This window comes from Alphaproteobacteria bacterium (assembly GCA_016699735.1).
Classification (GTDB): domain Bacteria; phylum Pseudomonadota; class Alphaproteobacteria; order Micavibrionales; family Micavibrionaceae; genus JAGNKE01.
Map to the genome: position 1 here is coordinate 221,301 of CP065008.1, position 26,287 is coordinate 247,587.

At 51.4% G+C, this 26,287-nt stretch carries 25 protein-coding genes and 1 tRNA gene; 9 read left to right on the forward strand and 17 right to left on the reverse strand.

Going from position 1 to position 26,287, the window contains the following annotated elements:
• Nucleotides 1-362: 362 nt before the first annotated feature.
• Nucleotides 363-3,260, forward strand: coding sequence for a hypothetical protein (locus IPN28_01025; GenBank protein ID QQS57432.1), 2,898 nt, complete (start codon nucleotides 363-365; stop codon nucleotides 3,258-3,260).
• A gap of 43 nt (nucleotides 3,261-3,303) precedes the next feature.
• On the opposite strand, the gene IPN28_01030 is transcribed toward IPN28_01025, so the two are convergent.
• Nucleotides 3,304-3,378: transfer RNA gene (locus IPN28_01030), tRNA-Thr, on the reverse strand.
• A gap of 304 nt (nucleotides 3,379-3,682) precedes the next feature.
• Here IPN28_01030 and IPN28_01035 point away from each other — a divergent pair.
• Genes IPN28_01035 through IPN28_01045 form a run of 3 tightly spaced genes read left to right on the forward strand, consistent with a single transcriptional unit; the run spans nucleotide 3,683 to nucleotide 8,259 of the window.
• Nucleotides 3,683-4,831 carry a type IV secretion system protein gene (locus IPN28_01035; protein ID QQS58506.1) on the forward strand — a complete coding sequence of 383 codons (1,149 nt, stop codon included), beginning with the start codon at nucleotides 3,683-3,685 and terminating at the stop codon, nucleotides 4,829-4,831.
• A 58-nt stretch (nucleotides 4,832-4,889) separates the two neighbouring features.
• Nucleotides 4,890-5,468, forward strand: coding sequence for a hypothetical protein (locus tag IPN28_01040; protein QQS57433.1), 579 nt, complete (start codon nucleotides 4,890-4,892; stop codon nucleotides 5,466-5,468).
• Between the two features lie 40 nt (nucleotides 5,469-5,508).
• Nucleotides 5,509-8,259 carry a TraM recognition domain-containing protein gene (locus IPN28_01045; protein ID QQS57434.1) on the forward strand — a complete coding sequence of 917 codons (2,751 nt, stop codon included), beginning with the start codon at nucleotides 5,509-5,511 and terminating at the stop codon, nucleotides 8,257-8,259.
• A gap of 22 nt (nucleotides 8,260-8,281) precedes the next feature.
• Here the strand turns inward: IPN28_01045 and IPN28_01050 are convergent, their stop codons facing one another.
• Both IPN28_01050 and recF read right to left on the reverse strand, forming a co-directional pair.
• Nucleotides 8,282-9,181 carry a Fic family protein gene (locus IPN28_01050; protein QQS57435.1) on the reverse strand — a complete coding sequence of 300 codons (900 nt, stop codon included), beginning with the start codon at nucleotides 9,179-9,181 and terminating at the stop codon, nucleotides 8,282-8,284.
• Nucleotides 9,182-9,235: 54 nt separating this feature from the next.
• Nucleotides 9,236-10,369, reverse strand: coding sequence for a DNA replication/repair protein RecF (gene recF / locus IPN28_01055; GenBank protein QQS57436.1), 1,134 nt, complete (start codon nucleotides 10,367-10,369; stop codon nucleotides 9,236-9,238).
• Between the two features lie 119 nt (nucleotides 10,370-10,488).
• Between recF and IPN28_01060 the strand changes: the two genes are divergently transcribed.
• Nucleotides 10,489-10,986: a hypothetical protein gene (locus IPN28_01060; protein QQS57437.1), complete on the forward strand. Its 498-nt coding sequence runs from the start codon at nucleotides 10,489-10,491 to the stop codon at nucleotides 10,984-10,986.
• Between the two features lie 25 nt (nucleotides 10,987-11,011).
• On the opposite strand, the gene IPN28_01065 is transcribed toward IPN28_01060, so the two are convergent.
• The 8 genes from IPN28_01065 to IPN28_01100 form a co-directional block, all read right to left on the reverse strand.
• Nucleotides 11,012-12,127, reverse strand: a complete 1,116-nt coding sequence (locus IPN28_01065) for a DNA polymerase III subunit beta (protein ID QQS57438.1) — start codon at nucleotides 12,125-12,127, stop codon at nucleotides 11,012-11,014.
• A gap of 112 nt (nucleotides 12,128-12,239) precedes the next feature.
• On the reverse strand, nucleotides 12,240-12,590 hold the full coding sequence (locus tag IPN28_01070; GenBank protein ID QQS57439.1) for a hypothetical protein: 351 nt from the start codon (nucleotides 12,588-12,590) through the stop codon (nucleotides 12,240-12,242).
• 17 nt (nucleotides 12,591-12,607) lie between these two features.
• Nucleotides 12,608-13,219: a hypothetical protein gene (locus IPN28_01075; protein QQS57440.1), complete on the reverse strand. Its 612-nt coding sequence runs from the start codon at nucleotides 13,217-13,219 to the stop codon at nucleotides 12,608-12,610.
• On the reverse strand, nucleotides 13,194-14,486 hold the full coding sequence (locus tag IPN28_01080) for an adenosylmethionine--8-amino-7-oxononanoate transaminase (protein ID QQS57441.1): 1,293 nt from the start codon (nucleotides 14,484-14,486) through the stop codon (nucleotides 13,194-13,196). The genes IPN28_01075 and IPN28_01080 overlap by 26 nt, the downstream gene beginning before the upstream one ends.
• On the reverse strand, nucleotides 14,476-14,799 hold the full coding sequence (locus IPN28_01085; GenBank protein QQS57442.1) for a hypothetical protein: 324 nt from the start codon (nucleotides 14,797-14,799) through the stop codon (nucleotides 14,476-14,478). The genes IPN28_01080 and IPN28_01085 overlap by 11 nt, the downstream gene beginning before the upstream one ends.
• Nucleotides 14,799-15,437, reverse strand: a complete 639-nt coding sequence (gene bioD / locus IPN28_01090; protein ID QQS57443.1) for an ATP-dependent dethiobiotin synthetase BioD — start codon at nucleotides 15,435-15,437, stop codon at nucleotides 14,799-14,801. The genes IPN28_01085 and bioD overlap by 1 nt, the downstream gene beginning before the upstream one ends.
• Nucleotides 15,434-16,555 (reverse strand): 8-amino-7-oxononanoate synthase, encoded by a 1,122-nt coding sequence (locus IPN28_01095; protein QQS57444.1) that lies wholly within the window; start codon nucleotides 16,553-16,555, stop codon nucleotides 15,434-15,436. Before IPN28_01095 ends, bioD begins: the two co-directional genes overlap by 4 nt.
• Nucleotides 16,556-16,610: 55 nt before the next feature.
• Nucleotides 16,611-16,862: a hypothetical protein gene (locus IPN28_01100; GenBank protein QQS57445.1), complete on the reverse strand. Its 252-nt coding sequence runs from the start codon at nucleotides 16,860-16,862 to the stop codon at nucleotides 16,611-16,613.
• A 138-nt stretch (nucleotides 16,863-17,000) separates the two neighbouring features.
• On the opposite strand from IPN28_01100, the gene IPN28_01105 reads away from it, so the two are divergent.
• Complete coding sequence (locus IPN28_01105; protein ID QQS57446.1) at nucleotides 17,001-17,585, forward strand: TetR/AcrR family transcriptional regulator; 585 nt, start codon at nucleotides 17,001-17,003, stop codon at nucleotides 17,583-17,585.
• 4 nt (nucleotides 17,586-17,589) lie between these two features.
• Here the strand turns inward: IPN28_01105 and bioB are convergent, their stop codons facing one another.
• Complete coding sequence (gene bioB / locus IPN28_01110; GenBank protein QQS57447.1) at nucleotides 17,590-18,570, reverse strand: biotin synthase BioB; 981 nt, start codon at nucleotides 18,568-18,570, stop codon at nucleotides 17,590-17,592.
• Between the two features lie 212 nt (nucleotides 18,571-18,782).
• On the opposite strand from bioB, the gene IPN28_01115 reads away from it, so the two are divergent.
• Nucleotides 18,783-19,385 carry an NUDIX hydrolase gene (locus tag IPN28_01115; GenBank protein ID QQS57448.1) on the forward strand — a complete coding sequence of 201 codons (603 nt, stop codon included), beginning with the start codon at nucleotides 18,783-18,785 and terminating at the stop codon, nucleotides 19,383-19,385.
• A gap of 140 nt (nucleotides 19,386-19,525) precedes the next feature.
• Here IPN28_01115 and dnaA read toward each other — a convergent pair whose 3' ends face one another.
• The 5 genes from dnaA to IPN28_01140 all read right to left on the reverse strand — a co-directional run bounded on the left by dnaA (nucleotide 19,526) and on the right by IPN28_01140 (nucleotide 24,081).
• Nucleotides 19,526-20,905: a chromosomal replication initiator protein DnaA gene (dnaA, locus tag IPN28_01120; GenBank protein ID QQS58507.1), complete on the reverse strand. Its 1,380-nt coding sequence runs from the start codon at nucleotides 20,903-20,905 to the stop codon at nucleotides 19,526-19,528.
• Between the two features lie 620 nt (nucleotides 20,906-21,525).
• The gene (gene rpsT, locus IPN28_01125) at nucleotides 21,526-21,789 is read right to left on the reverse strand and encodes a 30S ribosomal protein S20 (protein ID QQS57449.1); all 264 of its coding nucleotides are present in this window, start codon (nucleotides 21,787-21,789) and stop codon (nucleotides 21,526-21,528) included.
• 245 nt (nucleotides 21,790-22,034) lie between these two features.
• Nucleotides 22,035-22,433, reverse strand: a complete 399-nt coding sequence (locus IPN28_01130; protein QQS57450.1) for a hypothetical protein — start codon at nucleotides 22,431-22,433, stop codon at nucleotides 22,035-22,037.
• Between the two features lie 34 nt (nucleotides 22,434-22,467).
• Nucleotides 22,468-23,301: a bifunctional DNA-formamidopyrimidine glycosylase/DNA-(apurinic or apyrimidinic site) lyase gene (mutM, locus tag IPN28_01135; protein QQS57451.1), complete on the reverse strand. Its 834-nt coding sequence runs from the start codon at nucleotides 23,299-23,301 to the stop codon at nucleotides 22,468-22,470.
• A 9-nt stretch (nucleotides 23,302-23,310) separates the two neighbouring features.
• Entirely contained in the window at nucleotides 23,311-24,081 is a 771-nt protein-coding gene (locus IPN28_01140; protein ID QQS57452.1) for a hypothetical protein, read from the reverse strand.
• A 454-nt stretch (nucleotides 24,082-24,535) separates the two neighbouring features.
• Between IPN28_01140 and IPN28_01145 the strand changes: the two genes are divergently transcribed.
• A complete protein-coding gene (locus IPN28_01145; protein ID QQS57453.1) occupies nucleotides 24,536-25,165 on the forward strand; it encodes a helix-turn-helix transcriptional regulator in 630 nt (209 codons plus the stop codon).
• Nucleotides 25,166-25,196: 31 nt separating this feature from the next.
• Nucleotides 25,197-26,267 carry a DUF2156 domain-containing protein gene (locus tag IPN28_01150; protein ID QQS57454.1) on the forward strand — a complete coding sequence of 357 codons (1,071 nt, stop codon included), beginning with the start codon at nucleotides 25,197-25,199 and terminating at the stop codon, nucleotides 26,265-26,267.
• Nucleotides 26,268-26,287: the final 20 nt, after the last annotated feature.

The following is a 26,287-nucleotide window of genomic DNA, read 5'->3' on the forward strand; positions in this document are numbered from 1 at the left end:
GAAGCCCATCATGCTCGGAATCGTTGCCTACCCCGTTGCGCCGCAAGCCCAAGGGAACGTCCAGTTCATGATTCTCTAGCAAATACTTTGCTTCTTCATACATTTCAGGCAGCGGAGAAACCGGACGGATACCCCAGTTTAGCGCAGCTCTTGTGATGCTTGTTCCCAGAACAAAGTAGTATTTGCCAATGCTTCCAAATCAACAGATGCGCCTAAATTCAAGATAAACAGCTCTCCTCACCACTATACAGACGCCCTAAATTATTTGGTAAGGCCCGTAAATCTTTAGGATTTCTTGACCTACTTAAAAAAATCCCATAACATTCTTTAAGTTGCTTTTATGGGAATTAAAAAGAAATAAAATGGTCAATCGTCCTTCAGAGATAATTTATCAGATTTATCCTGCTTCTTTCATGGACGCAAATGGTGACGGACACGGCGACCTGAAAGGTATAACACAAAGACTTGACTACATCAAAAGCCTACAAGTGGACGCAATATGGATTTCTCCCTTTTTTAAATCTCCAGACGGTCCCAAAGGGGACGGAGGGTATGCCATAAGCGATTATAGGCAAATTGGCCAAAAATTTGGAACCATGGAAGATTTTGATGTTCTCATCAAAGAAGCTCAATCCAGAGGCATCCGTGTCTACACCGACTTTGTAATGTGCCACACTTCCAATGAACACGAATGGTTTGAAAAGAGCAGAAATCGTGAACCGGTATACGAAGATCGTTATGTCTGGTCACCGGGTAAAAAAGATACTGTGGGCAATCTTATCCTCGTTGACGGAAAACCCATTCCTCCCAACAACTGGAAATCTGTCTTTGGTGGTCCTGCGTGGACATATGACGACAAACGGCAAGAATTTTACCTGCACCATTTCAACAACAGCCAACCCGCACTAAATGCCAATCAGAAACATGTGCAAGAAGCAATTCTTGGCGAGATGAAAATTTGGCTTGATAAAGGTGTTTCTGGATTACGCCTAGACGCTCTTCCCTATGCGAATTATGACCCACAACTTCGCGATAACCCATGGATGTGGAATTCAGATGCTTGGAATGCTCAATACTTTGAGCATAGTATCTGTCAGCCTCAAACAGTTGATTATGTAAGGCGCATACGTAAGCTTTTCGACAGTTACGAGGCACGTGGCCTCGGAAAAAGAACGGCTATCGGAGAAGCTATAGCAGGCAAGAATGGGGGTTTAGGTTCGATGGAAATCGCCTCTACTTATATAGCCCCGAAAACCGGCCTGGATATGTGTTACACAGAAATGCAATTTTGGCGTTACCCTTCCGCCCGTGAAATGAGAGATAAGCTCAACAGCAGCCTTCAACACTTCCCTGACGGATCAATCTGCAACGTTTTGAGTAATCATGACTTCTCCCGCGCCTCTTCGCGCATGTTACCGCCTGATGCTCCTGAAGACTTGCGCACAACCATCCTTAAACAACTAATGACCATAAATTTTTCTCTCCCCGGATCCGTTTGCATGTATCAGGGAGAAGAACTTGGATTACCAGATGCTCGCATCCCCGAAGATATACCCTATGACAAAATGCAGGATCTATTAGATTCTAGGTGTCGTGATATCGCAAGATGTCCCATACCTTGGGACCACAGACTTAAGAATGCCGGTTTTTCAGGATCCGACACACCCTATCTGCCGATGCCCGAAAGTTATGCCGCACGTGCCGTCAATATTGAAGAAGCTGAGCGCGGCTCTATGCTTAATTTCACCCGCTCTTTGATTGCCGAAAGGCAAAACAGTCCCGCATTGCGCATCGGAGACACGAAAGTATTGAACATCAATGATGAGCTCTTTGCTTTTACACGATCAACTGAAGAACAGACTGTTCTCATAGTTGCCAATATGGGACCGTACACGATCGAAATCAAACCTTCAGACTTTCTTGACCAACAAACTCTTGAAAAACTCCATATGACCGAAGATTCTAAAATGATTATCGGCCCTTATGACGTATCCAAACGCGGTCTCTCGAAACCAAAAACTCCATCACTGTCGAACGTTACAGATATTTCTTTTTCAAATGGTCATCTTGGGAAAAAACTATTCGCTTTAGATTTTCTTCTGGCCGATGTCTTCTATGAGCAAGACGAGGTCAATGACATTGTTACAAAAAATGGTTGGCAGCCGGGCGATCGTGTCAGCATTAGCCGGGAAACGCACCAAGAACTCAGCAAACGATTAAAAGATGCCCATCCCAAAACGATTGGAGGCGCTACTGTTGTTACCATGCAAACTCTTAAGAGCTTGCAACCCGGCGGTGAAGTCAACATAGATTTTCTTGGCGTGACAGGATCAGATCCGCATGGAGCAATGATTCGTAAAAAGTTTAGTGGACTGGGCATAAACATTCTTGTTCCTTCTTCGACCAACGATGCGCTTGTAGAAACATCTGTCTCGCACATTATAAAAACCGGTGGACGCGAAATCATAGCGACCTACCCCGGCACTGAAACGCAAGCTTTACAAAAAGCACTTGAAGAAAATCCTACTCTTTTGGAATCAAGCATCGCTAAAGCCGACATCGTATATCTTCCAGGATCTATAACTGAAAAATTCGGGCAAACTCTTACTGACGAAATTCTCCGCTTGCGGTGGAAATACAAAAAAGAATTAATTCTGGCTTTGCCTTCCCATGCTAAATATGGGCCTCATGACGCAGAAACTTTCAAAAACCTGATCAAAAGCGCCAATGTTATTGTAGGAAATGATCTGGAATTTTGCCGGACCTACGGCATGAAAGATGTCCAACGCCCTATCTCCGATTCGCAAATGCTTAGAGTCACTGAAAATATACAAAAAGCTTTAAGTGAGGATGTGCTCTTCAATAATGATATGCCTTCATCCCCTGAACCTGTCGCCCTCATCACGCGCGGCCACCTCCCGGCTATCTTGATTACAGCGAACACTATTGAAGAAATTCCCGTTCCAAAAATTGGAGCTCCCATTGGACAACTTGGATCTGGTGACGTCAGCACTGCAGCTTTCATTGATGCTACACTTCGAGGACTTAGCCACAGCCAATCAGCACATTATGCCGTCGCCATAGGCGCAAAGAAAGCTAGGCAAGACGCCCCCCAACCTTCACTTGTTAACGCCAGCGAAGCTCAGACAGAAGTTCTCAATCAAACATACTTTGCGAGCATACTACCGGCTTTTGAAAGTATTTCTCCTCCCCGCAAAATATCAACGAAGCCTCTTGCCACTAATGATCTTGAAATTTAGCCATTAAATTTATGGGGCTGGCCTAGATAATATTATTAAAAAATGGTGCCGGCGGAGAGGATTGAACTCCCGACCTTTCGATTACAAATCGACTGCACTACCGCTGTGCTACGCCGGCCCAAAACAAAGATTCTCTAATATTGCTGGCCATAAGAAATTATTAAGGCCAAGGCGCGTAAGATGTAGCAAAACCTTGGGCAACTATTCAAGCGTTTTTGCAGATTTTACATAGGCATAAGACACAAAACGCCCAAAAGGCAGTTTTTTTTATGCCCCTATTGGTTTTTTCTGGTTTTTTCTGTTATTTTACATCTTAATGTTTAGCACTAAGCGTTAATAATTAGACAGGTTGGGCTTCTAAATTGGCTGGTGGACAACAAAATCAGGATTCCCTCCACGACAGCGCGATCGGCTGGACGATCATGCTGTTTATTTTTGGCGTTCTGATCTGGATATTCTGGTACTTCTTCCAAGGAGAGGTCCGCGAAATGGTCCGCTGGATTCGCTATGCAGAAGTCTGGGTGATCTCCTGGTTTATGGATACTGACTATGAGATTTTTTGGAACGGAAAACCGCACGATTTTCACGAGAAGATTGACAAAATTACAGAATATCCAAAGGACAAGCTGCGTTTTAAACACCTGTCTTTTTTTAACGCGATGGCGATGCAACCTTGGAGAATGCCTTTAGTCAGTCTGCTCGGCTTGGGCGCTATGTGGTGTATGTTCCTCGGCCCTCGGACGCACTATCGCCGTAGATTTAACCTCGAAGGGTTGATTGAGAGGCAAGCAAATATCTTCCCCGTAATCTCACCATTCGTAAAATTTAACCCCTCTAACCAGCCGAACCGCCCGCCCGGCTCTCCTGTTCCTGCCGAACTCCCATTATTTGCCGAAGCCCTAGGGCCAGAGGAATGGTTGGCATTTAACCGCATTTCCATACCCGATGGCAAAATCGATCAGGAAGAGGCAGAGGAAGCATTTATCAAACAACTTGGAGAACGATGGAAGGGCCCGAACAGTCTTGAAGATTACAAGCAAGTGCTCTTGGCGGCTTTCTGTATGAAGGCCGCACGGAAAAGAGGGGATGCTGACGAAATTCTGGGGCGGCTTGCTAAATGCTGGTCGTTCAAGAATGGTTTGGACATGAAGAAAGACCGCAAGCTTTTTAAATACGCAACCAACATTTTGAAGGACAAGGATTTGGCAGGAAAAACTCTTGCCCAGGTTAATCAGCACGCTTTCGAAACCACAGCACTGATGAAGGGATTGGCCTACGCCCGCGAAGAAGGAGGGGTCCTCTCGCCGTCACAGTTCATTTGGCTGCGCGCTCATGACCGTACGCTCTGGTATCCTCTGAACAACATGGGACGCCAGTCTTTTCATATGGAGGCTCTTGGAGCGATGGCGCATTATAAAGCCGAAAAACTCACCCAACGCCCGATACCGGTGCCAAAAGTCCAAGATGCTGTAAGTACAATAACAGAATACATGAAGTCCGACCGGGCAAGACCCATTCCGTCCCTTGATTACAGTAAATCTAAGCAAAAAGGTGTAAAGAAAGCGATTTAAGTAACATTAGGAATCTTAATTTTAACAGGATCATGGACAAAGAAGACACAGGCAAAAAATGAAAATGGCAAAAAAGCAAAACCATCCCCTAACCTCGAACGCAACTGTTGTTGATGGGAAGCTTATTCTCTCGCTGCCTGATGCGTGCTCCCCAGTAGTATGGCAAATGGATTTTGAGGAATACAGATCTTCCGCATTAGAGGTGCGCGAAGATTTGAAAAACAACAGATTTACTCTTTGTTTAAAAAATCAGAAAAACGAAGCCATAGACATTGCCTGTTACGAAGACCGTCATTCCGCAGTTAACGCCCTCATGGCTGCATCACAAGCCCTCGAAACTGGCCACGGCAAAATCCGCCCTCAATTAATTCACGGCTCGAACAACAACCATTCCTATATAGCCTCCGGTTCAAATGGAATCGGAACACCCAATTCAAGCCAGATGTCAAATAGTGGAAACAGTAAGGCCGGAGTAGTTTTAGCAGGTCTCATGATTATCATTCTGGTTTTAGCCTGGACTCTCTCGATACCCAAATCATCAGATATGATGATTAGGTCAGCCAAAATATCACCGGGCTCAAACTCAGAGACTGGCGTAGCACAATCAGCGGACGATTTTTTGAGCCGACGACAATAATGATTTTTTATAAGATACAACTTATACTACAGAAGATAAAATGGCGTTAGACCAGAGAAAATACGAACATAAGCACGAGGCCATCCTGCGGGATGTACGCCCGCTGTCGGTCCGTTTAGCAGACGGTTTATCAAATCCTTCATACTCAACCGCCATTTTTATGATGGCAGCTATGGCGGTTTACATCAACGACTGGGCACAGACCTTCGGAGATCTGATTGTCGCTTGCATGTTCCTGTACTGGATCTGGCTGCGTAGTCGTAACAGAAGTTTGGCCTTCAAATTGCCGCTGGGATCTAAATTCAAGGATTTTAACAACGGCCGCAACGGTAAACCCGGAAAAGCTGAAGGAATTTTATATCTCGGAAACGTCGAGAAAACCAACGAGGAAGTCTGGTTCACCAACTCGGATGCCCGAACCCACATCCTCTACCTCGGAACCACCGGCGCGGGTAAGACCGAAGGCCTGAAATCCATGGTCACCAACGCCCTCGCTTGGAGTTCTGGTTTCGTGTACGTGGACGGTAAGGCCGATACGGACCTCTGGTCCTCACTGTCTTCTCTTGTTCGCCGTTTCGGACGCGACGATGACCTTCTGGTTCTGAACTACATGACGGGGAACGCAGACGTCCGCGCTCCATCAAACACTATGAACCCGTTCTCCAGCGGATCCGCCTCCTATCTCGTCAACATGCTCGTCAGCCTGATGCCGGAAGCCGAAGGCGACAACGCGATGTGGAAAGAGCGTGCGGTCTCTCTCATCAGCTCCATCATGCCGGCCCTGACCTGGAAGCGGGACAATCAGGACATCCCGCTCTCTGTCCGCTCGATCCGTGACTACCTCACTCTCTCGAACGTCATCAAGCTGTCACGCGATGAAGCCGTACCTTCAATAACGCGTGCGGGTCTGAAGGGATATCTGGAAACCCTTCCGGGCTTTATCAACGATGCCTACGACGATAACGGAAAGGTTAAGCCGCCCGGGCCCGACACGCCGCAATACAACACGGAAACGGCCAGCCAGCAGCACGGTTATCTGGCCATGCAGTTTACCCGCTCCCTGCAATCTTTGGGCGACGATTACGGTTACATCTTCGATACGCAGGCCGCAGACGTGGACATGGTGGACGTGGTCCTGAATCGCCGGATCCTCATCGTTCTGATCCCGGCCCTTGAAAAATCCGGCGACGAGGTTGCAAACCTCGGTAAAATCGTGTCCGCGACCATGAAGGGAATGATGGGCTCAACCCTCGGCTCCACAGTGGAGGGATCAAGCGAAACTGTCATCGAGAACAAACCGACCCACTCCGCCACCCCGTTCATGACCGTCTTCGACGAGGTCGGTTACTATACCGCGCAGGGGATGGCCGTTATGGCCGCTCAGGCCCGTTCGCTGGGCTTCTGTCTCGTCTTCTCCGGTCAGGATTTGCCCGCAATGAAAAAGCGGGTCCGCGAGGAAGCCAATTCGATTGTCGGTAACTGTAACATCAAGATTTTCGGCAAGCTCGAAGACCCAACCGAAACCAAGGACTTCTTCGAAAAAACCGTGGGCTCCGCCATGGTGACGGAGGTCTCGGGCTTCCAGATGGCCGGCGGCACGGAATTCGGCGCCTATCACGACACCAAGCAAGCCGGCGTCCAGCTCCGCCCGCGCGCCAGCTATGACGGACTGCGTGGTTTCCGTGAAGGTCAGGCGGTCATTACCTTTGGCGATGTCGTCGTCGATTGTGCGATCTTCTACTCCAACCCCGGCCATGCAAAAGCCATGCGCGTCACACGCTTCATGATCCTGCCGCCGCCCGACGAGGAAGTAGTCAAACATTCCACCTCGATCCGCAAGCTGCGCGATCTTATGGTGAACAAAAGTTGGACCGCGATGCGCGCCGATGTCGCCATCGAAACCGGCAAGGAAATCGCCGCAATGAACGAAGGCTACAAGAAAAGCCTCAAACCCAATATTAGCCCCGTCGATGCAGGAATAGCGGCACTCGTCAGCATCCACGCCCTCGAACATCCGATCCCGGCGACCGACGACAAGGGCACACCGCCCGCTGGCGGCGGAGGCTCTGGAGGCGGAGGCGGTCCGACCTCGCCCGTAACCCCACCTACAGCCCCGCCATCGACAACGGCGCCGGCAGCACCTGTCACCGCCGGATCGCCCATCGGTCAGGTGGTCCAGAAAGCGGCCCCGCCTCTGGTCGCGCAAAAACCGGCCGAAATCGTCAAACAAGCGGAAACTGCAGGCTCAGCATCCCCGGCGACAGCCGCTGCAGGAACCGCCCCGATGTCCTTCTTTGGCAAAACTCAGGCAGCAACGCCTCCAGCCACGACGCCCGTAGCACCTCCATCAGCGCCGCCTGCTTCACCTCCAGCAGAAAAGCCTGCAATCTTCGGGGGTACCCCGGCCACACCCTCTGTAGCACCACCCTCTGCGCCGCCCGCCGCGCCTCCTCCTGCGAGCCCCGCAGGACAAGGCCAAACCCCGGCAAAACCCGCGATTTTTGGTGGAGCCAAACCTGCAGCGGCACCAGCGACGACCACACTTCCAGCCGAACCGCCCGCTGCATCTGCACCCCCAGCAACGCCTCCCGTACAGCAAACGCAACAACCGAATAAACCGGCCATCTTTGGGGCAAGCAAGCCACCCGCTCCACCGACTGAAGATGCTAAACTGACACAGGAAGCGCAGGATACGCTCAAAAAAGCGGGCGAGGATCTGGCCGATTCACTTCTCAAGAACGGGAACGGGAACGGCAATGGCCATTCCGATAACGGCGAGAACAAATCTTAAAAAAGCAGATGATTGAATGTCCTCAAACGCGTGAATACCACGTTGCACGGGCTTTTCCGTGCCGCATGAGATAACCTTCTTCGACAAGCTCCCCAAGTCTCAGCTTAAGCGTCGAGCGTTTTCCCCGCGTAAGTCTCTCAATCTCTTTCATACTGATCCGCTCATGCTTGTCGAACAGACGCAGAACCTTGGTGGAAAGCGAGGGCATATTGGCAATTTCCGGTCGCCCTTTTTCCAGCCGTTTCTGGAGAATATTCTTCTGCTCGCAGAGAACTTCCAGGAAAAACCCGATCCAGCGGTCCCAATCCACACGGCCCGAGGCCAGTGTTTCCTGCGTATGCTTCAGGGAATGAAAATACTCCTCGGCCTTATCCGAAAAAACCGGATCCAGCAAACTGAAAGGGGCGTAGCTATAGCCGCACTTCAGCAGGAGCAGAACCGCAAGAATCCGCGCCAGCTTCTGGTTGCCCTCCTCGAACGGACAAAGCTGCAAGAAAACAGCGGTAAAAATGGCGATAACGAACAGTGGGTGAATGTCGCCCTTCTCAAGCGCTTCGGCGACCCACTTGATCAGACGGGGCATCAGGGCGCGGATTTCGTCGGGGCTGGCCGTATCCAGTTCTCCAATCACTTGATCCTTGGCATAGACACGCATGAGATGAGGGACATCACGGTAAGAACTCGCCTTTTTCGATCCGGTAAAGAGACCATGCAGCTTGCACACCATCTCCTCATCAATGACCTTGTCCTGCCAAACGCCGGCAATCTCCTTTAAATTCCGGCCGAAATTGGATACATCGCCAAGGATTTGCAGCGAAGTAGTATGATTTTCAAGAGCCGTCCACGCGCCTTTGAACTCGTCAACCGAACAGGCAAGTTTCAGCATCGAAGGCGTAATTTTGACGTATTGCAATCCAAGCATGGTGGCCGACTATAGCCAGTGATCATAAAACGATCAACCGGAAAACAGGAGCGTTTACGGTAAAGAGGATTTGATGTGAGAGTCCTGAACATGAAAGAACTGGGTGGGCTGTTTTACGCCCTCGAACAAGCCAATATCCGTTCCGGTCAACCACACTTGTGCGCCAAGACTATGCAGAATGTCATAAAGGGCCTCTCGTCGCCTTTCATCCAGATGGGCCGCCACTTCATCCAACAGAAGAAGGGGAGGCTCTCCGCGCTCCGCTGCAATCACCCGCGCATGGGCAAGAACGATTCCGGTTAATAGAGCTTTCTGCTCCCCCGTCGAGCATTGCGCGGCAGGCATATCCTTTTCAAAATAGACGACATTCATATCGCTCTTGTGCGGCCCTGACCTCATGCCGCCAGACACAGAATCGCGCTCACGGCTCTCCAACATCCGTTCGCGAAAGAGGGCTTCAGCCTCCAATGCTTTATGAGTAAGAAGTACCTCTTCCAAAAACCCGGCAATACTGAGCCGCACCAGAGGAAAGGGCGCATGACGCGAATCCCCACACGCGGACTGAAGCCGGTTGACAAAATCCAGCCGTGCAGCCGCAATCGCAGTACCGGTCTCGGCAATAAGCTGTTCCAGAGCGGACAACCACGAAGGATCCCCGCGCCCCTCGCGCAAAAGACGTGAGCGTTGTGCAACGGCATTCTCATAACGGACCACCCGCCCGGAGTGCCCGGGATCGAACCCGAACACGAGCCGGTCCAGAAACCGTCGTCTCTCCCTCGAGGATTCAAGGAAAAGCCTGTCCATTTGCGGCGTCAGCCAGACGATGGAAAGATAATCCGCGAGCAGATGCTGGCCTTTGGCTGTCCTGCCGTTCACCCGCACAATTCGCTTTTCTTTATCCGATATGCGCTCGGGATCAAGGCCGGTACCCAGCCGGACGGCCTCCTGCGCTGTTTGAACCTCTGCAGCGACAGCCCAAAGAGCCTCATCATCTTTTCTCTGGATTTCTGCAAGTTTGGCTCCCCGTAAGCCGCGTCCGGGTGAAAGAAGAGAGACCGCCTCAAGGATATTGGTCTTTCCCGCGCCGTTAGGGCCGGAAAAGATTATTAGTCCCGGCCTGAGATCTACCAATTCCGCAACCTTATAAGACCGAAAAGAATGTAGTTTAAGAGTTCGAATCCAAACCATAATTCAAATTAGTCACGAAAGATGTCATTAGGAAGCGCTGTTTCAGCTAAGAAGGATTTGACTTATACTGAGATTATATATTATTTACATATATAAGTATTTTATGGATGGGAAAACCTATGGGAAAATTAACCGAATACATGACCGCAGCAGGTCTAAGTGCTCTTTTGTTGGTTGGAGAAGCCTCGGGACAAGAGGCAAAAAAAGTAGATCTCAAGACGATTGATGCAGACAGGGTCGTGATCCAGATGAATGGCAGATCCGTTTTTAACACGGTATCAATGCCGACAACATCGAGTGAAAGACCCTCTAAGCCCCCGGCCATCGAAAACGTCGAGGATTGCCTAACAGCCTCTAATAGTTACGTAAAAACCACGCCATCCGCGACAACAGCTGCGCCTGGGTCGCCCGCAGCAGCGACAGGAACTGCACAAAGAGGCACAGCAGCCGAAAGGATTATGCCGCAAAGAGGATCAACAGCAGCAGGAACAGCCTCACAGGCATTTATAGCTACCTGTTATAATAACGGACGCGAGGTTGCCAAAATCACCTTTTCGGACGGAAAAGATCCCACGGTTGAATTGATCACCAATGCGCCAAAACCTGCAGGACGCTAGATCATAAATAAAAAGCACCGCAGTCTTAAACCCTCAACGGCATCAGCACATAAAGCGCACTCGGGTCGCTATTGTCCTGAATGATCGTCGGGCTGGCTGAATCCGCCATGGTTAAACGGCACCCATCACCCTCGATCTGCGAGGTGATATCCAGAAGATACTTGGCGTTAAACCCGATCTCCAGATTGGTATCGCCGTTCACCTCCATCTCCTCGGTCGCGCTGCCAGATTCGGGTGAACTCGCCGACAGAGTCATCTGCTTTCCGCGCAAGGTGATTTTAAGCGCCCGCGACTTGCCGTCAGAAATGGTAGACACCCGGTCGATCGCCCCGGTAAAGACTTTAGGGTCTACCTCGACGATTTTGTCGTTGCCCTGCGGGATCACACGCTGATAGTCCGGGAACGTCCCGTCGATAAGTTTGGACGTCAGCACCACATGATCGAACGTGAAGCGGATTTTATTCTCGGAAAGAGAGATTTTAATAAGATCCGCCGCCTCGTCGATCAGCTTGCGGAGTTCACCCACCGTCTTGCGCGGGATGATGACGCCGGGCATCCCCGAAGCGCCCTCAGGCAGGGGCATCTCAAACCGGGCCAAACGGTGCCCGTCCGTGGCTACAGCCCGCAGAACGGGAAAACCGCTGCTCTCGGCCTGATGCACATATATGCCATTAAGGTAATAGCGCGTCTCCTCGGTGGACATCGCAAATTTCGTCCGGTCGATCAGGGACCGCAGATCGGCCGCCGGAATGGAAAACGACACTGGAAGCTCACCCGTAGAAATTTCCGGAAAATCGGCAACAGGCAGACAGCTCAGTTTGAAATCGGAGCGACCAGCCTGGACCGTCATCTGCGTCCCGTCCTTGTTCAGGATCATCTCGACCTGCGAACCATCGGGAATTTTGCGGACGATATCGTACAGCGTATGCGCCGGAGCCGTCGTCGCCCCCTTCTGCGGAACATTCGCAGCCACGGATTCGACGATCTCCAGATCCATGTCGGTCGTGGAAAGGGACAGCGACCCTTTCTCGGCTTTCAGCAGCACGTTCCCAAGGATCGGAATGGTATTGCGGCGCTCTACGGCGCTCTGGACGTGGTTAAGCGATCTCAGGAGCGCGGCGCGTTCAATGATAAATTTCATGGCGGAAACCCATTTGAATCAGTATTTTTTACGAAGTATGAAAATCTTAGCACAGCCGCGAAGCCGCAATAAAGCCCCAAAAGCCGCCTGAATCAGGATATTCATAAAAAAATTAACCAATATCCATTTCCTGATAGCCCAGATCGGCTTTAGAAATGTTCAGAGTGCGAGCGGAGCCGAAAACGGTCATCATAAAATCGCCCTTGAAAAAAAGCTGTTCACGAGCCTCTGCATCCATGGCCTTGAGATGATCCACAGACTTCACCGATGGAAAGGCAGCCATAACAGCCTCGGTTGAATGATGAGCGGCCAAAGCGAAAAACACTGAAAAATTCTCAGACTGTTTATCGGGATCAAAAGTACCCTCACCAAACTCTTGGACAAGTTCCTGGAAGTAACCTTTTATACCCTTGTTGACTTCACGCTTTATGGCAGAAATCGAAGGCGAAATTCTCTTGGACATGACAGCCTCACTCCTCTCTATTCCGCGGCCTGTAAAACGGGACGCGCCTCATCCAGCCACCGCCAGAAATTGACAAACAAACCTGTCTCATACGCGCTGAGCTTTCGCAGCATCTCGTACTGCCCGCCGCATTGAGCGAACATATCCGCCAGATGCTGGTCTTCCTCGGCCAGCAAGGCTTTAAGCGAAAGCGCGACGCCCGACCGCTCCAAAACATCCTGATAAATCTCGTAGAGCCAGCACGCCCTGAGTTCAATGACAAGCGACACCCACGGATAGGCGGCCTCATCCCCGACCTCTTTCGTGATCCCCGCATCAAGCCGCCCGAAATACATCAAGGCGGGAACGCGGCACATCGTATTGTCATCCGTAAACCCGTCCAGATTGACCCCGCCGATCCGCTCTGCGTGGCGCTTGAAGAAATAGGCGTGCCGCGCCTCCTCCGAAAGATGCGACAGCGTCTCTTCCGTAAGCGTCCGGTTCATCTGCGAAAGCATGATCTTGCGGCTGCCCATATGCTCAAGCATCGAGAGCATATTCATGAACAGGGCATGACGGGAAGGCTCACGTACGAGCTGTTCAAGAAACGCACGGACAGGTGCCTCAAGCGACCTGTTTTTGTCTTTCATCCCTGAGGCGGTCCAAGGCGAAATCGATGCACTCATAGATCGTGTCCAAATCCCTTTGTGTAACGCAGTACGGAGGCAAAATATAGACGCTGTTGCCCAACGGGCGCAAGAGAACGTTGCGGGAAAGCATCGTCTGGTACAAAAAGGGTTGCAGGTCAGAGAGATAGCCGCCCCCCTCATCCCGGACGTCCAGTGCGAAAATACTGCCCAAAAACCGCACGTTTTCAACATCCTCCCGCCCCCCGAAATGCGCCGCCGCCTTCCGGTGGGTTTGGTTGATTGCGGCAATTCGCTCCATTACAGGTTCCTGCTCCCATATCGTCAGGGACGCCAGCGCCGCCACGCAGGACAGCGGATTGCCCGTAAAAGAGGTCGAATGAAAAAACATTTTCGCCCGATCTTTATGATAAAACGCCCTGTAAATCGCCTCGGTCGCCAGCGTCGCACCCATGGGCAGGAACCCGCCCGTCAATCCCTTGGACAGGCACAAAAGGTCCGGCGCTAACCCCGCCTGTTCGCAGGCAAACAGCGTCCCCGTTCGGCCAAAACCGGTCATGACTTCATCGGCGATCAGGAGGATTCCGTGCGCCCGGCACATCTTTGCCATCTGGGCCAAAACTTCTGCGGAGTAAAACCGCATCCCCCCCGCGCCCTGCACCAGTGGTTCGAAGATAAACGCGGCGATATCGTCACCCGATTGTTTGAGGAGTTTCTCAAGAGCGGAAAAAGTCCACTCTTCCTGCCCTGATTCAGGAAACGGCAAATGCGTGACCTCAAACAGATACGGTTCGTAAAGCGCGTTGTAAGCGCTGCGCCCCCCCGCCGACATCGCCCCGAACGTATCGCCGTGGTATCCGCCCTCCAGCGCCAGAATCTTGCGCCGCGCCTGTCCCGTCTGCGCGAAATATCCGATGGCCATTTTCAAGGCAACTTCCACGGCCGTCGATCCGCTGTCCGAATAAAACACGCGGCTAAGCCCCTCAGGCGCATGGCAGACAAGCTTTTCCGCCAGCCGCTCAGCCGGCTCATGCGTGAATCCCGCGAAAATCACCTGATCCAGTTTTCGGGCCTGCTCACGCACCCCCATGACGATTTTCGGATGGCAATGCCCGTGCGTCACCACCCACCACGAGGAAATCGCATCGATGATCCGCCGCCCGTCATTGGTGTAAAGATAAGCCCCCTCCGCCCGCTCGACGGGGAGGATCTCCTGCATCAAGCCATGCTGTGTAAACGGGTGCCAGATGGGGGAGGGTTTATGGATCATCACCCTTGATCTTTCCCTCACTTTTCAGTTTTTCTATAACCCGCTTTTCGATCTCTTTAATGCTTTGTCTAGTCTTGTAAAACTCTATTTCTAGCTCTAGAAATTTATGGATAGCCTTTTCTTCCTCAGAAGATGCGGTGTGGTTATCAAGAAACCACTTAAGCCAAACATCCTTATGGCCACCGAAATTGTTTCCATATCGCGCTTCTAATTCCTGAAAAATATTCGCTTGCGTTGCTTGATCATCATCATCTGCCTCTCTCAGCAGTTTCATCAATGCCAAAAGAGATTCACTTTTGATAGAATCCGTCATCAAAAAAAATCCCCCGCCTGAAAATTCTCCGCGAACGCTTGCTTGAGGCTCATCCGGTTCAAAATCTCCAGCCGCGGCAACCGCCCCAAAACTTTCACCTTCGCGAACTCTGAAATTGTGCGGATATTATCGGGGTTGCTCTCGCCCACAAACGCGATCCCCAGCACCGGAATCTCCCGCGCCCACAGCGCCTCCAGCGACAGCATCGTGTGGTTGATCGTGCCTAGCCCCGTACGCGCACACAAAATCACCGGAAGATTCCATTTCTTGTACAAATTGATTTGCAAATTCTTCCGCGTGATCGGCACCATCAGCCCCCCCGCCCCCTCGATGATCAGAGGTCCATCGCACAAAGGAATGTTCCGCACCTCCAGCCTTTCCATCTCGATCTCAACCGCGTCGATCTCCGCCGCCCGGTGCGGGGACAGCGGCTCGCTGAAAATATACGCTTCGGGAAAAAACCGCTCGGCGGGAAGGCCTGTAAGAGTCTGCACCGTGCGCGTATCCACACCATCCGTAACGCCCGATTGCAGTGGTTTCCAGTAATGCGCGTTTTCAAGCCCCAGCATCATCGCGGCGCAAAACACCGTCTTCCCGATATCCGTATCCGTACCCGTCACGACAAACCGCCGTGTCATGCAGCATCCTTTGTCACAAAATCCTTGAGAAAAAAACTCAGCCGATCAAGCTCCGATCGCTCCGTTTCGCAGCTCACCGAAATCCGCAGCCGCGCCGTACCCTCCGGAACGGTCGGCGGCCGGATGGCGCGGATATCGAAGCCGTTCTTCTGCAGCATGGCGGCTATTTCAACCGCCCGCGCATCCTCGCCAATCACAACCGGAAGAATCGGTGTGCCATGTCCGCCGAATAACCGCTGGGCATATTGGCAAGCCGCAAACAGCCGCCTGCGCCGCTCTTCCCCCTCCGCCCCGCTGAGAATCTCCAAAGATCGCCGCACCAGCAAAGCCTGCAGCGGCATCGGCGCGGTGGAATAGATAAACGCCCGCGCAAAGTTAATCAGCGAATCGACGACAAGCTCAGAACCGCAAACCAGTCCGCCCGCTACGCCGACCGCCTTCCCGCAGGTGTGAAGGGTAATCAAATTCCTGTACCCATGTTCCCGAATGATCGGCCAGCACAACCCGCGCCCGCCCTCGCCATAAATACCCGTTGCATGAGCCTCATCGACGATCAGCGTCGCGTTATATTGGCGCACCAGATCAAAAATCGCCTGCAAAGGCGCCATATCCCCGTCCATCGAGTAAAGCGACTCGATAGCGATCCAGATATTTTCAACTTTCTGCCCATCGCTCTTGAGGATGTCTTCCAAAGCGCCGACATCGTTATGCGCGAACTTGACCGACCGCGCCGGACAGGAACGCAGCCCCTCCCGCACACTGGCATGGATCAAGGAGTCATAGATCACCAGATCATGGCGGTCCGGCAAAGTGGAGAGCAGCGCATAATTCGCCTGAAATCCCGTGGTAAAAAACAGGGAGCGCGGTGCATTGAAAAGTCGGCAGGAAAAAGTTTCAAGATCCTCATGCTCCGGTCGATGCCCGCGCAAAAGCCGTGAACCGCCCGACCCTAAAGGTATCCCGGCATTGACGCCCTGGACCACCGCCTGCCGCAGGGCCGGATGCGAGGCCATGCCCAGATAATCGTTCGACGTGAAATCCGTCCCGCTTCCTAACTTCAGGGAACGACCCCGCCCGAGCCTTTTCAGCTCCTCCAGTACTTGTCTTAATTTGTTCATGACTGATAGTCATATCAAAGTACCGAGTTTAAAGCCATGGAAACAATACGGAAATTTACTCCTTATCGCCCCAGGTTTTTGGCGGTTTTTTCAACGGGGTATCCTTGTTGTAATCATGGTGTTTATAAGCCTCGTAATCTACGGAAGCGCGTCTCTTCTTTGTGCCGTAGGTCGGCTTATAATTTTTATCCAGCCGCTTATGCAGGCTTTCACAAGACCCAAAAGGATCAACGCAATCCAGAACATCAAAAACCGCACAGCCTGAAAGACAAAGACACATCGCAGGCAGCAAAATCAATCGTTTCATAGAAAATCTCCAAAATTAATTAAACATCGTTCAATTAATAAGTTAGTCCTGTTTTTCTGGAAAAGCAAGAAAAAATTGAACATCGTTCATTTTGCTGTTAAAGTTCTCCGTCATGAAAGATTGAAAGGGATTAAAAAATTGGCCAGACGCAATGACCACAGCCGGGAAGAGCTAAAACAAATAACCCTGGAATCTTGCCTGAAAATCGCTGAAAAAGAAGGAATAGCGGGTCTGACGGCGCGCCGGATCGCAACGGAAATTGGCTACACACCGGGAACCCTTTACAACATCTTCGGCTCGATGGAGGGTCTGTATTACGAAATAAACGCAGCGACGATGCAAAAGCTATCGGAAGCGTTATTTGAGACGATGGACAAAAAAACGCCCCCCATCGAACAAATCAGGGAAATTACGAACTCCTATATCGGCTTCGCGCTCAAAAACAGGCAGCTCTGGCTGATGCTTTTCAATACACCATTCGAGCATGAGCCGCCGGATTGGTACGCGGAAAAAATCGAGAGCCTCTTCCACCCCCTCGAAGCGGTTTTTGCAGAGATATTCGAAGGCCGGGAAAAAAAGAAAATAAAGCTCGCAGCCCGCACCTTCTGGGCAGCAGTCCACGGAATAGCCTACCTCGAAATTACGCAAAAAGGCCCGATGAGGAAAAACCGGATGATCTCGAAGGAAATGGCCGCCGAACTGATCGAAAGATTTTTTTCGTGAAAACTTAGGCCGCTTCCTGCGACTCGCTCTCGTCCTTGAACGGCGCACGGGGTCGCAACCCCAGTTCCCCCAGCAAATCCTTATCGGCATCGCGGTCCGGATTCGGGGTTGTCAAAAGCTTTTCCCCGGTAAAGATCGCATTGGCCCCGGCCAGAAACGCCAGAGCCTGCGCCTCTTTCGAAATCGTCAGCCGTCCGGCGGAAAGCCGCACCATCGCCTTTGGCATTAAAATGCGCGCAACAGCGATACAACGAATCCACTCGAATATATCCAACGTCTTCTGATTCTCCAGCGGCGTCCCCTCGACGGGAACCAGCATATTGATCGGCACCGACTCCGGCTGCGGATTCAACGTGGACAGACGGTGCAGGAGAGCAATCCGATCCTCCTCTGATTCGCCCATCCCCAGAATACCGCCGCAGCACAGCGAAATCCCGGCTTTGGCGACATTCGCAATCGTATCCAGACGGTCCTGATAGGTTCGAGTCGTAATGACCTTGTCGTAAAATGCCTCGGAGGTATCAAGATTGTGGTTGTAGGCTGTCAATCCGGCATCTTTCAATCGTTTGGCCTGATCCTCCGTCAGCATCCCGAGCGTACAACAGGCTTCCATGCCCAGATCGGAAACACCCTTGACCATGTCGCACACACGGTCGAACGCCCGCCCGTCCAGAACCCGCGGCCACGCAGCGCCCATGCAGAAACGTGTCGAGCCAGCCTCTTTCGCCTTCCGGGCGCTCTCAAGCACATCGTCGGTCTTGAGAAGAATCTCTTTTTCGAGATTGGTGTTGTTATAGATCGACTGCGAACAATATTTGCAGTCCTCAGCGCATCCGCCCGTCTTGATCGAGAGCAGTGTGCAGAGCTGCATATCCAGCGGATCATGATTCGCACGGTGAACCGCCGCAGCCTGATAAACCAGATCGAGCAAAGGTCTGCGGTACAGGTTTTCGACGTCGTGCAATATTGGGAATGTTTGAGTCATAATTTAAGGACCGTAGACCTGAACACCGGAAAAACCAAGACCAAAAAAACACACAAGAAAAACCGTACGGCGAATCACCTCACAAAGGCTCCGTAAAAACGAAAAACATATAACCCATTGTGAAAAAAAGCAAACTTTCTTTTTTCTTGCACAGCAGCATGAATATTTTTTACACTCCAGATGCCACATTACCACGGAGAACGGTTCTTGCCATGAAGCGTAAAAAACTTCTTGCGATCGCAAACGACACTTTCACGCCTACTTCTGAAATCCAGAAGACCACCGCCAGTAATTTTATTGTTACCAAGCACGAAGGCGACTGGTACGCTCTGGCCCTCCAACGAGCTTCAGACAAGCAACCGGAGCCCAACCACTGGGGGCTCCCCGGTGGCGGTGTGGAACCGGATGAAACCCTTCTCGAAGGCGCCATCCGCGAAACTGCGGAAGAAGCCGGACTGCGGCCCGACCCGCGATTTATATTGCCCGTCGCGCTGGTTAGCGCCCCGACGGTCCACAAGCAATATCTCTACACCATGACCTATGTCAGGGATTTTTTTGAGCCGGATTTAGACAGCGATCCTTTTCATGAACACCAAGCCTACCGCTGGGTAAAATTCAAGGATTGGCCAGACCCGCCGCACACTCGCGTCAAAAACCTGATCGATTCGATTGGAAAAAAGAAGCTTCACCACCTGGCCGATGAATTAAAGAATGAATCAGACAGAATTGAGAGAAACGTTGAGAGGGCGACAAGAAGAGCAGTCTCCGGCGAAGAAACTGAAACAGATATGGAAACCATCGCAGAACCCGCGTGAAGTCCACAACAATTCTGCGTACTGCTTTATTGCGTAATCACAACAAGTTTCGGAGTAACGGTCTGAGTAAAGTAAACCCCGCCTCGGCGGGGTTTATCTCTTCTGATAAGGGTGAGGAGGTAGGCCCGCCCCCAAAAACCTTAGCCGGTAAGCGCCCGCCGCACGACTTCCACATCCTGCGCGATCTGTGCATCTTCGTTCATCAACTGCTCCACCTTGCGGATCGCGTGCATGACCGTCGTATGATCGCGCCCGCCAAACTTGCGCCCGATCTCCGGCAAGGAACGGGAGGTGAGGATTTTCGCCAGATACATCGCCACCTGCCGCGGCCGCGCCACATTCCGCGCCCGACGTGAGGAATGCATATCCGTAACCCTCAGATTGTAATGCTCGGCAACCTTACGCTGAATCTCGTCGATCGTGATCTTCCGGTCATGCGCCCGCAGAAGATCCTGCAGGACATCCTGCGTCGTCTCTAGAGTAATGTCCTGCTTGGCCACTTCCGCATGAGCGACGATCCGGTTCAGCGCCCCCTCAAGCTCACGGATGTTGGACGTGACCTTCAGAGCCAGAAACTCCAGAACGCTATCGGGAACCTTGGCCCCGAGGCGCTGACGCTTGGACTCAAGAATTCCCAGACGCAAATCATAGGAACTCGGGTGAATATCGGCCACCAGCCCCCACGCGAGGCGAGACCGCAGACGCTCATCTATTCCGGTCAGATCGCTCGGCGCCTTGTCTGCGGAGATGATGATCTGTTTATTCTGATCAACCAGAGCATTAAACGTATGGAAGAATTCCTCCTGCGTGGATTCCTTTCCAGCGATGAATTGAATGTCATCGATAATAAGCACATCGACGGAACGGAACTGATCCTTGAAATTCATCGTGTCATTCGCCCGCAAAGCCTTGACGAACTGATACATGAATTTTTCAGCCGATAGATACATCACCAGACGATCCGGCCAGTTTTCCTGCATCGACCACGCAACCGCGTGCATGAGATGAGTCTTTCCAAGCCCGACCCCCCCATAAAGGAACAGCGGATTGAACGGAATGCTCATACTCTCGACGACCCGTCGCGCAGCAGCGTGGGCTAGAGCGTTAGGCTTACCGACAACAAAACCTTCAAAGGTAAAACGGGGATCAAGCGGCGACGAAATGGAGGCCACGCCTTCCCGGTTATTCTGATTCGCCTTGCGCTCGGCGCTCTCGGAATCGCTGTCCGCAGATTCTCTTGATTCGCCGGAGATCGCATTCTGTACAACGACAATCTGAACGCGCCTCACATCAGCATTCGCCGCCGAACACATCTGCGTGATTCGCTCGGCATAATGGGTGTGTATCCAGTCACGCATAAAGCGCGTAGGAACGGAAACCTCCATCGTCCCATGATAATAGGCCCGCAAGGTCAGCGGTTTAAGCCAGCTACGGAAAATAGCCTCTCCGAACTCCTTACGCATCTCTGTATGGACATCATTCCAAATCTTCTGAATCTCCGGCGTTGGCTCAAGAGGCATGGCTTCAAGATTAACTGACGCTGCCTTGGACTGAACCGAAGACTTTCCCACTACTTCCGGCATTACTTTCTCTCCACAAAATAAAGTTACTTCTGCTGATGATTGAACGCAGAAAGACAAATGGGGCATTTCAGATAAAGGCTGCTTGAGGACAAAAAAATCCCCTCAGCAAAACGCAAATGCGTCGCTGCCTGCATCTAAAATCTGGTAACATTGAGACCTGTTCTAAAGCTTGTCGTAGCTCCCCGAGAGACTAACGCTTTAGAGGCCATCCCCTACACGCACACCGTCACCGCTACATGACGGCTGACTGACAACCCGTAACAAAATGTGCATTTTATCCACACGCCGTTACGAAGTTAACAGATAGGGACAGGCAAACTTTCTTGGAAAGTTTCCGAAGAGGGTATTTGCTCATGTCCCTGTGATGAAATTACCCTACACTAAATTTTCTTCATCATGCAATACGAACAAAAAAAGAACGGCAAAAAAAGAAATTTTTTTTTCGCAAAAAATTTTGTGCAGCAAAAAACTCTCCACCGTTGGATGGAGAGTTTCTTAAAACCTATATTTCACAGGACTTACAGACTATAGCCCGGAAAATTTCTTCTCGAAAAAAATCAGCCGATAGCCTTGATTCTTGCAGAGAGGCGAGAGAGCTTTCTTGCTGCAGCATTTTTATGAATCAGACCCTTCGCCACGCCCCTCGAAAGTTCCGGCTGAACGAGTCGCAGAGCCTCTTGCGCGAGTTTTGAATCTTTTTTCTCGATGGCCTGTTCGACCCTCTTGATGAAGTTACGCATCCGGCTTTTACGGGCTTTGTTAACTTCACCCTTCCGGGCGTTACTGCGGGTTCTCTTCTTTGCCGACTGATGATTTGCCATTGTTAAACCTTTTCAATTCACTAAGGGGTTCTTCTCATATCCCGTAATAACGGAAATATACACAAAATTATCCACAGGAATTACTTCCTAAAACTGTTTTACGGCCAGACTACAAGGTTTCTCCGTATAGGAAAAAACAAAGGCTCTGAGCGAAACGAGCCAGAGCTATACCCCTGTAAGCCCCTGTTTGTCAAGCCTTTCAACTCATTTATAGGATGAGGAAACACCCCCCCGAATCAGTGGTCTTAAAGAGCAGGACGAACCGTAATCTTTACGAAGTCAGCGCCGTCCTGTGTATCAAAGAGTAACTCAAGATATTCCCGGTCACGGAAGAAACGGCTCTCGCTAACGCGGCCCCAGCCAAGCTGAGTAAGAACTCCGCCATAAAAGACCAGAACATCCTCACGGCTAACCCCCTCCATAAGAGCCGTCTGTTCGACTATACGGCCCTCGGGCTTATCGAAGAAGAGAGCCTCATCAGGAAGCTCCGTCAGACCGGGCATAAGCGGAATATCCTCCAGATCGGAAAAAAACACCGTCTCGTCCAGGCTGCCGGGTTGCTGGGCAACGGCGAACGCAGAAAAAGCAAATCCGGAAAAACCGCTTAACAGAACAAGAATAAAAAAAACGCGAACCCCGGCCATGCGTGAACTCCTCGGTATGACTTCTGTTCCCATCCTACACTTGGATCACAGGGCAGTAAAACGTCGAACGCCCCGCCTGCACGATTCTTTTGACGCACCCCTCCGCACACGAGCAGTTCGGGCATCTTTCCCCTTCCCGGTCATAGACCGAAAACTGGGTTTGAAAATAACCCAGAGATCCATCCGTCTTTTTATAATCGCGCAAGCTGCTTCCGCCGGCCTCTAGAGCCTTGCGAAGAGTCTTTTGGATGCTCACGATCAGCCGCTCAATCTCTTTCGCAGACAGTGACGAGGACTCACGCACAGGAGAAATGCGCGCATCATAAAGAGCCTCACACACATAAATATTCCCCAGGCCCGTCACAACACGCTGATCGAGCAAGGCGGTCTTGATGTTGGCTTTCTTGTTTTTGAGTACTCCGCAAAGATAATCGGCACGAAGACCGGACAAAGGCTCCGGCCCCATCGTGGAAAAAAACGAAAGCGACTCCCAATCCTTCGCACAGGCATAACTCAGAAACCCGAATCGCCGCGGATCGTGATAAACGGCAACACTCCCGTCTTCGGCTTCAAAGACAGCATGGTCGTGCTTCTCGGACTCATGATTCTGTCCGGGGCCATAAAGCCTTACACGCCCCGACATCCCCAGATGCAAAATCAGAACATGGGAATCATCCAGAAAACCGACAATATATTTCCCCCGCCGCACAAAGGAGCGCAGAACTTTTCCTTGGACGGTTACGGCAAAATCCGGCGGCACAGGAAAACGGAGATCGTGACCGGAAAGATGGACACGGACAATACGTTTGCCGCGCAAGGATTGCTCAAGACCAAGACGGACGGTTTCCACTTCCGGCAATTCCGGCATGAAGGCCTCCTATTGGACCTTATCCCATTTGAGATAGGGATTCTTCTGTAGCCCCGTATAAAGCAGCAGCGGAAAAACCTGCATGGATGCCAGTGTTTCCGGCGGTGCTTGCCAATAGAGCGAAGAACCCTCAGCGTTCTTCCGCAGAATGACGTCGAAATATCTGTAAGTCAGAACCTGATAGACAATGCCCGGAACATCTTTGGGCGGACCGAGCTTATGCGCGGGCTTAAGACTGATAACCCCGCTGGCCGGATCGTAGGAATAATACCCTCGCGCATATTTTCGGAAATCGGAATCCGACCGGCCGGAATAAACAATCTGGAATGCCTGACCGGAAAACACCGCTACAGCGACCCCGTCAGGAAGCTCGACGGTCCATCGCCCCTTGACCTCCTCGTGGGTGGGGATGGACAAGGCCGCGGCATCAGGCAAAGGCGGCATGATGAATTGCGGACCGCTGCTGCAGCCGATACACGCCGACGCAGCTTGCTCGGCCTCAGTTTGAGTTTGTTCAGCAACCTTCGGATCAGGTTTATCAGGAGGGACTTCCTCCTTTTTTTCACTTGCAGCTGGCTGTACGTACGTAACCGCAGCCCTACCCTTCGCATTTTCCTTGAGATAGATATAAGAGCCCACCCCCAGAAGAAGCCCGATGCCGCCAGCCAAAACAACAACACCGATCAAATCGTTCTTCTTGGAACGAACCGCCCGAGCCTTCGCACTGGACTGTGGCTTTTTTGTGGCAGGATTTTTTACGACAGCCGCTTTCTCAGACATATCTTTTTCCCAATCTAAAACAGGTGCATCGCAACCAATATCTCGTGGGCGTCACCTTAGCCGATTTTTTCGCAGGAGGCGATAAGACTCCAAACCGGAAAAAAGAAGATCAAACAATCTAGGAAAACTGCAGGGTTCAAGCCAAAAAAGAAAAGTTGGCACGAAGGCCAACTTTTTTACGCAGTATCGTGTGTGTGGGGATTCACGAACAGGATGAGATTTGCAGAGAGGAATGTCCGTCCGGAAACGTCATTCATTTAATTATGTATAATCTAATCCTGTACGCCCGTTTTAGCCCTTTGCCATAAAATTGTCAAGATTTATGTCTATTTTTTGTGCATGGAAATACCTTTTATTTGCACCTCCTAATATATGGTCGGTAGACATTGCGGCGCAAAAATCATATAAGGGAAGGCTAATAACGCAGTAAATCTGAGTGTTTGGGACAATTTAGATGCCGACGATTGAGCAAATCCGCGCCGCCCGGGCTTTGATTGGGTGGAGCCAGGGAGAATTGGCCCAACAGGCAGGTCTGTCGCAAACCGGCATCGCTCGCATCGAAAACGGCACAAATCAGCCTAATTCCAGCACGATCGACAAAATTACCAAGGCCTTCGATAACGCCGGCATACTCTTCATCCCCGGCGGGGTTCAAAGAGTACAGGATAAATTGATCGTTTTCGAAGGGGAAGATTGCCTCCGCCGCCTGCAGGACGACATTTTTCACGCGCTGCAAACGACAAAGGGCGAAGTCCTCCTGCTAGGAATCGCCGAAATCGCCCCGGAGGAAAAAAAGAATTACGAATACACCCTCATGCACATTGAGCGCATGAAGAAGGCGGGAATATCCGAACGCATACTCGTGCGTGACGATGAGAAAACTTTTCTGGCGCCCAAATCCTGGTACCGCGCCATTCCTGAAAAATATTTCAGCCCCTACACGGTTTTTATTTACAGCACGAAAATCGCCCTGGCCTTAAGGGATCCGCATAACAAGGTGCTGTTGCTGGATAATTTTTTCTTTGCCGAAGGCATGAAAAGTTTTTTTAATATGTTGTGGGACAACGGAAAACCCTTCGATTGAACAAGGGTGTGTGTTTTAGCGTAACAAACAAATGAACGACGCTCTCAAGGGCAGGGATATCGCACAAATTCTCTATCGCAATGTCGGCAATGATAATCTCGCCACCGACAGCGAAAGGGCGTTTGTCCGCCGCCTGAACAAGCTGGATGAGGTTGCAAAAGTCGGCATCTGGGATCTGACGTCGCTAAAACACGCCTTCGCGGTCGCCGCTTCGAACGATCCCTATTATCTCTCTCCGACCTATTACGCCGTGACCGGCCGCCGCGGACTCTGGCTTTTTAACGACGAAGGCGAAGACAATCATTACACCAGCTTCTTCTTTTGCCTGCACCCGAACCTGAAGGATACGGTTGTCGTCTTCCCGCCCTTCGGCGATCACCCGGTCGAAGCCGTGGCCGAGTTTCTGCACAAAATCCGCGAATCGAAAATGAATATCCGCATCGGCCGCGTCCCGCAGGGTTCACCGCTGGAAAAAATCGAAATACAATATCCGCAGCTTCAGGCCCGCACAGCTACCGAAACCGTTCTCGACTGGACTTTCCCCGTCCATACCGTCGATTGCGAAGCCCTGGTGGATAGAGAGGGCAAGGATTACGGGCGCATCCGGCAGGCGATGAACAAATTCAAACGCTCCTCGGCTTTGACCCGTGAGATGGATTTCAGCCGCGATATCCCCGCGCTGGAAAAACTGGCCCGGCAATGGGAGTCCAACACGCGCCACTACGACGCCTACGACTTGCGGACAAACTATTTCAACTATCTCGCCCGCCTCGCTATCGACCAGAAAGCCCTGAACCTCCGCGGAATGGTCGTCTCCATCGACGGCGTCGATAAGGGCTTCTCGATCTGGGAACCGGAATCGAACGGCGGCGATACGGCGAATCTCTTCGCCTCTCAAGTCACCGATTTCGACATGACAAACCTCGCTACCTATCTGACCGTCGTTTCTGCCGAAAAAATGCTCGAAGAAGGCACGCATTTCATGTGCCTCGGCGGATCGGAAACCGCCGGAATGGACCGCTACAAGCGCGGCTTCAACCCCTCAGTGTCAACGCAGCTCAACACGATTGAAATTAAAGTCCCCGAAGACTTCGAACCCTGACGCAAGCCACAGCCCCATTT

Bases quoted from the DNA above. Each gene is read 5' to 3' on its own strand.
- IPN28_01025 (QQS57432.1), top strand. From the start codon at position 363: ATGGTCAATCGTCCTTCAGAGATAATTTATCAGATTTATCCTGCTTCT.
- IPN28_01035 (QQS58506.1), top strand. From the start codon at position 3,683: ATGCTGTTTATTTTTGGCGTTCTGATCTGGATATTCTGGTACTTCTTC.
- IPN28_01040 (QQS57433.1), top strand. From the start codon at position 4,890: ATGAAAATGGCAAAAAAGCAAAACCATCCCCTAACCTCGAACGCAACT.
- IPN28_01045 (QQS57434.1), top strand. From the start codon at position 5,509: ATGGCGTTAGACCAGAGAAAATACGAACATAAGCACGAGGCCATCCTG.
- IPN28_01050 (QQS57435.1), bottom strand. From the start codon at position 9,181: ATGCTTGGATTGCAATACGTCAAAATTACGCCTTCGATGCTGAAACTT.
- recF (QQS57436.1), bottom strand. From the start codon at position 10,369: ATGGTTTGGATTCGAACTCTTAAACTACATTCTTTTCGGTCTTATAAG.
- IPN28_01060 (QQS57437.1), top strand. From the start codon at position 10,489: ATGGGAAAATTAACCGAATACATGACCGCAGCAGGTCTAAGTGCTCTT.
- IPN28_01065 (QQS57438.1), bottom strand. From the start codon at position 12,127: ATGAAATTTATCATTGAACGCGCCGCGCTCCTGAGATCGCTTAACCAC.
- IPN28_01070 (QQS57439.1), bottom strand. From the start codon at position 12,590: ATGTCCAAGAGAATTTCGCCTTCGATTTCTGCCATAAAGCGTGAAGTC.
- IPN28_01075 (QQS57440.1), bottom strand. From the start codon at position 13,219: ATGAAAGACAAAAACAGGTCGCTTGAGGCACCTGTCCGTGCGTTTCTT.
- IPN28_01080 (QQS57441.1), bottom strand. From the start codon at position 14,486: ATGATCCATAAACCCTCCCCCATCTGGCACCCGTTTACACAGCATGGC.
- IPN28_01085 (QQS57442.1), bottom strand. From the start codon at position 14,799: ATGACGGATTCTATCAAAAGTGAATCTCTTTTGGCATTGATGAAACTG.
- bioD (QQS57443.1), bottom strand. From the start codon at position 15,437: ATGACACGGCGGTTTGTCGTGACGGGTACGGATACGGATATCGGGAAG.
- IPN28_01095 (QQS57444.1), bottom strand. From the start codon at position 16,555: ATGAACAAATTAAGACAAGTACTGGAGGAGCTGAAAAGGCTCGGGCGG.
- IPN28_01100 (QQS57445.1), bottom strand. From the start codon at position 16,862: ATGAAACGATTGATTTTGCTGCCTGCGATGTGTCTTTGTCTTTCAGGC.
- bioB (QQS57447.1), bottom strand. From the start codon at position 18,570: ATGACTCAAACATTCCCAATATTGCACGACGTCGAAAACCTGTACCGC.
- IPN28_01115 (QQS57448.1), top strand. From the start codon at position 18,783: ATGAAGCGTAAAAAACTTCTTGCGATCGCAAACGACACTTTCACGCCT.
- dnaA (QQS58507.1), bottom strand. From the start codon at position 20,905: ATGCCTCTTGAGCCAACGCCGGAGATTCAGAAGATTTGGAATGATGTC.
- rpsT (QQS57449.1), bottom strand. From the start codon at position 21,789: ATGGCAAATCATCAGTCGGCAAAGAAGAGAACCCGCAGTAACGCCCGG.
- IPN28_01130 (QQS57450.1), bottom strand. From the start codon at position 22,433: ATGGCCGGGGTTCGCGTTTTTTTTATTCTTGTTCTGTTAAGCGGTTTT.
- mutM (QQS57451.1), bottom strand. From the start codon at position 23,301: ATGCCGGAATTGCCGGAAGTGGAAACCGTCCGTCTTGGTCTTGAGCAA.
- IPN28_01140 (QQS57452.1), bottom strand. From the start codon at position 24,081: ATGTCTGAGAAAGCGGCTGTCGTAAAAAATCCTGCCACAAAAAAGCCA.
- IPN28_01145 (QQS57453.1), top strand. From the start codon at position 24,536: ATGCCGACGATTGAGCAAATCCGCGCCGCCCGGGCTTTGATTGGGTGG.
- IPN28_01150 (QQS57454.1), top strand. From the start codon at position 25,197: ATGAACGACGCTCTCAAGGGCAGGGATATCGCACAAATTCTCTATCGC.